General features: G+C 67.8%; 5 protein-coding genes. All 5 read right to left on the bottom strand.

Annotation, left to right across the window (positions count from 1 at the left end; translation table 11 throughout):
* Positions 1-179 precede the first annotated feature (179 nt).
* Positions 180-515: a P-II family nitrogen regulator gene (locus AC5I49_RS05570; RefSeq protein ID WP_016450797.1), complete on the bottom strand. Its 336-nt coding sequence runs from the start codon at positions 513-515 to the stop codon at positions 180-182.
* Positions 516-531: 16 nt separating this feature from the next.
* A complete protein-coding gene (locus tag AC5I49_RS05565; RefSeq protein ID WP_016450796.1) occupies positions 532-3621 on the bottom strand; it encodes an efflux RND transporter permease subunit in 3090 nt (1029 codons plus the stop codon).
* Between the two features lie 4 nt (positions 3622-3625).
* The gene (locus tag AC5I49_RS05560; protein ID WP_046988335.1) at positions 3626-4843 is read right to left on the bottom strand and encodes an efflux RND transporter periplasmic adaptor subunit; all 1218 of its coding nucleotides are present in this window, start codon (positions 4841-4843) and stop codon (positions 3626-3628) included.
* A 41-nt stretch (positions 4844-4884) separates the two neighbouring features.
* The gene (locus AC5I49_RS05555; RefSeq protein WP_495788962.1) at positions 4885-6357 is read right to left on the bottom strand and encodes a TolC family protein; all 1473 of its coding nucleotides are present in this window, start codon (positions 6355-6357) and stop codon (positions 4885-4887) included.
* A 226-nt stretch (positions 6358-6583) separates the two neighbouring features.
* Entirely contained in the window at positions 6584-6952 is a 369-nt protein-coding gene (locus AC5I49_RS05550; RefSeq protein ID WP_017407525.1) for a hypothetical protein, read from the bottom strand.
* Positions 6953-7272 lie beyond the last annotated feature (320 nt).

Genomic DNA, 7272 nt, shown 5'->3' with positions numbered 1-7272 from the left:
CCGATGACCTCTTGCATGCCATGCAAGCGCTCTCCCAGCTGAGCTATACCCCCTTGCTGCAACGTTGCACTGCTTCGTTGCTGCGATTCAAAAATTGTAGCACAGCGTTTTTGGGGCAATTCCGGAATACATGACTTTTTTATGTCGCCCTGCATTCCGGCGCCCTGCTGCAGCCCGGGTCAGGCCAGGCTTTGCCCATCGCGTATGCGGTGGATCTCGGCGATGTCCACCACCCAGACTAGGCCGTCGCCGACCTGGCCCGAGTGACAGGCCGAGGTGATGGCCGCGCGGATGGGCTCGACCATGGATGCCTCGGCCAGCACGCAGACCATGATCTTGTCGGAGAAGTCGGTCAACTCCTCCTTCACGCTGCGCTTGTCGATGGCGGCCGGGGCCGTGAAGCCCTCGGCACGGAACAGCGTCACGCCGGGGAAGTTGGGAATGGCGCGCAGCGCGTCGCGCAGGCGCTCCAGGCGGCTGGGGCGCACGATGGCCCGGATTTCCTTCATGGTCATTGCAGTGTCTCCTTCATCAGGCTTCCAGCGGTTTTTCGTCAAACCAGCGGTACAGGGTCGGCAACACCACCAGCGTGAGCAGGGTGGACGAGATCAGGCCACCGATCACCACGATGGCCAGCGGGCGTTGCACCTCCGAGCCGGGGCCGGTGGCGAACAGGAAGGGCACCAGGCCCAGCAGCGCGACGGTGGCCGTCATCATCACGGGGCGGAAGCGCTGCACGCAGCCTTCGCGCACGGCCTCGGCCACGTTCATGCCATCTTCGCGCAGCTTGCGGATGCAGGAGACCAGCACCACGCCGTTGAGCACCGCAATGCCCCACAGCGCGATGAAGCCCACCGAAGCCGGCACGCTCACGTATTCGCCCGTGACGAACAGGCCTATCAGTCCCCCGATGGAGGCGAAGGGCAGCACCAGGATGATCAGCCCGGCCAGCTTGACCGAGTTGAACAGCAGGAACAGCAGGAAGAAGATGGCCACGATGGTCAGCGGCACGATGATCTGCAGCGTGCCCATGGCGCGCTCCATGTTCTCGAACTGGCCACCGTACTTGAAGTAGTAGCCATCGGGCAACTGCACTTCACTGTCGATGCGCTGCTGCACTTCGGTCACGAAGCCGCCCAGGTCGCGCCCTTCCACGTTGGCTCCCACCACCACGCGGCGCTTGCCGCCTTCGCGGCTGATCTGCGCGGGGCCGTCCACCAGCTCGATGCGGGCCACGCTGCTCAGCGGCACCTGGGCGCCCGTGGCCGTGGTCAGCAAGGTGGCGCCGATGGCGGCGGGCGAGCCGCGGAACGGCTCGGGGAAGCGAACCACCACGTTGTAGCGGCGCTCGCCCTCGTAGACCGTGGTCACTTCCTTGCCGCCGATGGCCGACTCGATCACGCCCTGCACGTCGGTGACGTTCAGGCCGTGGCGGGCGATCGCCTTGCGGTCGATATCCACGGTCAGCGCCTGCTGGCCTGACAGGCGCTCGACGCGGATGTCCGTGCTGCCCGGCACGCTCTTGAGGATGCGTGCGACCTGCTCGGACACGTCGCGCAGCTCGCTCAGCTCGTCGCCGAAGACCTTGATGGCCAGTTGCGAGCGCACGCCCGTGACCATTTCGTCCACGCGCTCGGAGATCGGCTGGGACAGCACGATCTGCACGCCCGGGATCGAGGACAGGCGCTGGCGGATGTCTTCGTCGATCTCGTCCTGGGTGCGGTCGGACTCGGGGTCCAGCAGCACGATGGGGTCGGACTCGTTGGGGCCTGCGGGATCGGCCGGCGATTCGCCGCGCCCGAGCTTGGAGACCACGCTGAGCACGCCGGGCACTTCGGCCACGGACTTCATCGCCGCCATTTCCATGCGGATGGACTCGTCCAGCGAGATGCTGGGCACGCGGTTGATCTGCGGCGTCAGCGCCCCCTCCTTCATGGTGGGCATGAAGGACTTGCCCAGCAGCGGGAACAGTCCCAGCGAGCCCAGCAGCAGCGCCACGGCCACGGCCAGCGTGGCGCGGTTGCGCGCGGTGGCCAGGTCCAGCAGGCGCAGGTAGTGGCGCTTGAGGAAGGCGATCAGGCGCGTGTCATGGTCCGCGCCGCCCTTGAGGAAGTACGAGCACAGCACGGGCGACAGGAACAGCGACACGGCCAGCGAGACGGCCAGCGAGATCGCGATGGTCAGCGCCAGCGGGCCGAACATCTTGCCTTCGATGCCTTGCAGCGTCATCAGCGGCAGGAACACCAGGATGATGATGGCGATGCCGAAGATGGTGGGCGTGGCCACCTCGGTGGTGGCCGACAGCACGGTGCGCACGCGTGCGCCCATGCTGTCGCCGGCCTGGCCGAGCTTGTGGAACACGTTCTCCACCACCACCACGGTGGCATCGACCATGAGGCCGATGGCGATCGCCAGCCCCCCCAGCGACATGAGGTTGGCCGAGATGCCCCAGCGGTTCATCATGATGAAGGTGGTCAGCGGCGTGATGATCAGCGTGGCCACCACGATCAGGCTGGAGCGCACGTCACCCAGGAAGATGAAGAGCACCACGACCACGAGCAGGATGCCCTCGATCAGCACCTTGCCCACGGTCCACAGCGCCGAGTCGACCAGGTCGGTACGGTCGTAGTAGGGAACGATCTGCAGGCCGCCGGGGAGCATGCCCTTGGAGTTGATCTCCTGCACGCGCTCCTTCACGCGGGTGACCACCTCCTTGGCATTGCCGCCGCGCATCATCAGCACGATGCCGGAGACGCCTTCGGTATAGCCGCCCTTGATGATGGCGCCCTGGCGCACTTCCTGGCCCAGCTGGACCTCGGCCACATCGCGCACGAAGACCGGCACGCCGCCTTCCTGCTTGAGAACGATGTTGCCGATGTCATCCAGCGACTGGACCAGGCCCACGGCGCGGATCAGGTACTGCTCGGTGACCTGGGGCAGGATGCCGCCGCTGGCATTGGCGTTGTTGTCGGCGATGGCCTGGACCACATGGCGCACGGACAGGCCGTAGTGGCGCAGCCGGCCGGGATCGACCTCCACCTGGTACTGCTTGACGTAGCCGCCCTGCGAGTTGATTTCGGCCACGCCGGGAATGGAGCGCAGCAGCGGGCGCGCCACCCAGTCCTGGATGGTGCGGCGCTCGGTCAGCTCCTCGGGCGTGAGGGCCCGCTTGCCGTCGTCGGGATGGTCCAGCGTGTACTGGTAGACCTCGCCCAGGCCCGTGGACACCGGCCCCAGCACGGGGATGATGCCTGCGGGCATGCGCGGCGTGACCTCCATCAGCCGCTCGGTGACGAGCTGGCGTGCAAAGTACACGTCGGTGGCATCGGTGAAGACCAGGGTGATGATGGACAGGCCGCTCTTGTTGAGCGAGCGCATCTCCACCAGGCCCGGCATGCCGGTCATGGCGATTTCCAGCGGCACGGTCACGAAGCGCTCGATTTCCTCGGGCGAACGGCCTGGCGCCTCGGTGGCCACCTGAACCTGGACGTTGGTCACGTCAGGAAAGGCATCCACCGACAGATTCATGGCGGCGCGCAGGCCGAAGCCGCACAGCACCAGCGAGAGCACGATCACGATGAGCCGCTGGCTCAGTGCGGCCCGGATCATGGAAGCGATCATGGGCTTACTCCAGCTCTGCGCGCTTGCGCTCGTTGTTCAGGTGGAAGGCACCCGTGGTGACGATGACCGTGCCATCGGCCACGCCCTTGTTCACGGGGCGCATGCCGCCGCTGGCGGTGCCCAGCTCGACGGGCGTGAGGCGGTAGTGGTTCTCGCCCTTCTTGACGAAGACATGGTCGCGGTCGTTCTCGCGCACCACGGCCTCGGCCGGCACGGCCAGCAGCTGGCGCACCTCGCCCTGGATGCGCATGGTGGCCAGCATCTGGGGCTTGAGGTCGCGCTCGGGGTTGTCCACCTGGGTGCGGATGGTGACGGTGCGGGTCTCGGGCGTCACGGTGTCGCCCACATGCACGATTTGGCCGGACAGCACGCGCTCGCCCAGGGCGGGCACGGCGATCTCCACGGCCTGGCCGGCACGCACGCCGCTGGCCATCTGCTCGGGGATCGCGCCCACCACCCAGACGCTGCTCAGGTCGGCCACGGTGAACAGCGGATCGCCGGGCTGGGTCACCTGGCCGGAGCTGACCTTGCGCTCGATCACCACGCCGGCCCCTGTGGACAGCACGGCCGCATGCGACTGCAGCGTGCCCTTGTCGCGCAGCTGGGCGATGGCGCTGTCGGGAATGCCGATCAGGCGCAACTGGTCGCCGGCAGCGCGCTGCTCGGCGCGCGCAATCGACAGCTCGGACTCGCGGCGCTGCAGCTCGGCCGAGCCGATGACGTCGGCGGCGATCAGCTGGCGCGCGCGCTCCACGCCGCGCTCGGCCAGCGTGGCGGCGGAGTGTGCACGCAGATAGGCCAGCTGGGCGGTGGTCAGCTCGGGGCTGGCCACGCGGGCCAGCACCTGGCCCGCGCGCACGCGGTCGCCCACTTCGACCAGCACTTCGGTCACGCGTCCCGTGGCGGCCGCGCCAATGCGGGTGACCTGGCGCTCATTGGCCTCGATGCGGCCGGACACCTCCTGCAGCAACGCGATCTGCGCCTGCGCCACGGGCTTGACGGCGAAGTTGGGCGCCATCTCGGCGGTGACGCGGACCTCCATCGGGTCCTGCTCCTGCGCAGCGGCCGCTGCGGGCGCCGCCTTGGCTTCGGCCTCTTCGTTCTTGCCGCAGGCGCTCAGCGCCAGCGTTGCGGCCAGCAGGCCGGCCAGGGCCAGGGAGTTCACCAAGGTGCGGCTGCCTGCGCGGGCGGCGATGGGTTGCGGATGCATATTCAAGGACATGTTCGTTTCTGATTTCGGGTGTGAGGCAGGGACGGCGCGCTTCACAGCGCGGACGGATCGTCGTAGCGGCCCGCCAGGTATTCGAGCTGTATGCGCGCCGCCTGCAGCTGGTAGCGCGCGTCGAGCAGGTCTGCACGGATGGAGCGCAGCACGCGCTGCGCATCGAGCACATCGAGAATGCCGCGCTCGCCGAAGCGGTAGGCGGCCTCGGCCACGCGCAGGGCCGACTCGGCCTCGCGCACCGAACCCTGGCTCAGTGCCTGGGTGCGCAGTCGCGCCATCTCCAGTTCCTTCCAGGCCTGCAGCGTCTGCTGGCGCAGCTCGATCTGCCGGCCTTCCAGCTGCAGACGCGCGCGCTCCAGCTCGGAGGCCGCCTCGTCGATCGGGCCGCGGTGCTGGTCGAGCAAGGGGATCTGGATGCTCACGCCCACCGTGTTCAGGCGCACGTCGGGCTCGCGCGTCTGGCCGTAGCGCAGCTCCACGCCCGGCCAGCGCGAGGCCTTGGCACCGTCAAGCCGCGCCTGGGCACGCTCGACCTCCGCCTTGAGCTGGCGCAGTTCGGGATGCTCCATGGGATCGATCTCGCCCATGTCCTCGATGCGCAGCGGATCCTCCAGCGACACATCCAGGCGGAAGCGCACGGGCAGCTGGCCTGCGGCCAGGCGGCCCAGCGCCAGCTGCGCCTGCTCGGCACGCAGCCTTGCGGTCTGCTCCTGCTGGCGCGCCTGGATGATTTCGGCATCGGCCTTGATGATTTCGTAGCGGGCCGCCTCGCCGCTGTCCACGCGGACGCGGACGCGCTCATGGGCCTGCTCCAGAAGGCGCACCGCCTCCTTGGCGGCCTCGACCTCCGCCTCGCGCAGCACCATTTCGTAGGCGCGCAGCCGCACCTGGGCCACCAGCGCATTGCGCGTGGTCGCCACGAAGTGCACCGAGCCCTGCTCGCCTGCCCTCGCGGCCTCCACGCGCGCACCTCGCACGGCGGGGTTCTCGATGGGCAAGGCCACGGCCCAGCCCTGCACCGTGCCGGCTGCCGCGCCCGGAACGCGGGCGCTGTTGCGGCCCTGGTTCCATTCGAGCTTGGGATTGGGCAGCGCCGAGGCGCTGACCACGCCTGCGCGCGCCGTGGTCCGGGACTGCTCGACAGCGCGCAGATCGGGGTTGTGGTCCAGCACGGCGCGAACGACCTCGTTCAGGCTCAGCTGGGGCAGGCGCTGTGCGGCGGCCGAAGCCACCGAAGGCGCCTCTGCGGCCGAACCGGCCTTCGGCACGATCGGCGTACGGGACGCCGCGGCCTCGGCGGCCTCGGCGGCCTCGGCGGCCTCGGCGGCGGCCGGAGCCGCCTGCGTCAGGGGCGCCTGGGACGCCTGGGGCTTGCCAGGGGGATGGGCCTGCGCCGAAGCGCCAGCACCCCAGCCCACCAGCAGGCTGCAGATCGCGCCTTGCAGGACCTTGCGCGAACAGGATGGAAAACGGGCGGGGGCCATTCCCGCCAATACCGTTGGATTCACCATGGCATGCATCTGCCGCAAAGCGACAGTCGAGGGGTTGAGTAAGAGATGGGCCCTTCCCTGCGGACCACGCGGGAACGGGCATGGCCGCGCCGTGCGCAGTCAGCGCGCGGACGACGGCATGGCGTGCACGCCAGCAAGGCGCGCACGAGCAGTGATCAGGCAGTGGGATGCGTCAGCCGACAAGGGGCGCAAGGGGCACAAGGCATGCCTGCGCCGCAATATGCGGTCAGCCGAGCAGGGAAGGTCTTGGAGGGCGCAGCAACTGGCCCGGGGCGGGCGACAGGTGCGCCTGGGAATAGGTCGAAGGCGGGGCCCACAGCGACACCACCTGTACGGCGATGGGCTCGGGCGGCCAGTACATCTCGGCGGAACGGTCCTCGCCGCAGGCCAGCAGGGCCAGCAGCTGGCGCTTGTTGCCGCTGTGTGCCGTCAGCTCGGCAAACTCGGTCTCGTCGTCTTCCTCCACTTCCGCGAGTTCCTCGAGGAATTCCTCATCGATGGTCACGACGGGATGGTGCGCCAGCAGGCCATCGCCTTCCAACCCATCGGAAGATGCCGAAGCTGCCACCTGCCCGCAGAAGATGGACAGCAGCATCAGCAACGAAAAGACAAACGATGGCGCAAGGCGCATGGAGCGGGGCAGACGAGTCGGTGAAAGATGGACGCCCTGCAAACAGGACACCGTCTATTGTTACGAATGTTGAGGGAAAGTTCCGGGTTTGCCCTTAAAAAATCTGGGCAATAGATCGTGTTTTGTGCACAAAGGCTTTCCATGTGAAGAAGTCACACCGAAAACTGCAACAACCAGAAACAAAAAAGCCACCTTGCGGTGGCTTCTTGTCTGCGCAAACACGAGGGTCTGCACAAGGAATCTGGCGGAGTGGACGGGACTCGAACCCGCGACCCCCGGCGTGA

This window comes from Delftia sp., from assembly GCF_059499305.1.
This window is presented reverse-complemented; position numbering and strand designations above follow the sequence as displayed.

Bases quoted from the DNA above. Each gene is read 5' to 3' on its own strand.
- AC5I49_RS05570 (WP_016450797.1), bottom strand. From the start codon at position 515: ATGACCATGAAGGAAATCCGGGCCATCGTGCGCCCCAGCCGCCTGGAG.
- AC5I49_RS05565 (WP_016450796.1), bottom strand. From the start codon at position 3,621: ATGATCGCTTCCATGATCCGGGCCGCACTGAGCCAGCGGCTCATCGTG.
- AC5I49_RS05560 (WP_046988335.1), bottom strand. From the start codon at position 4,843: ATGTCCTTGAATATGCATCCGCAACCCATCGCCGCCCGCGCAGGCAGC.
- AC5I49_RS05555 (WP_495788962.1), bottom strand. From the start codon at position 6,357: ATGGTGAATCCAACGGTATTGGCGGGAATGGCCCCCGCCCGTTTTCCA.
- AC5I49_RS05550 (WP_017407525.1), bottom strand. From the start codon at position 6,952: ATGCTGCTGTCCATCTTCTGCGGGCAGGTGGCAGCTTCGGCATCTTCC.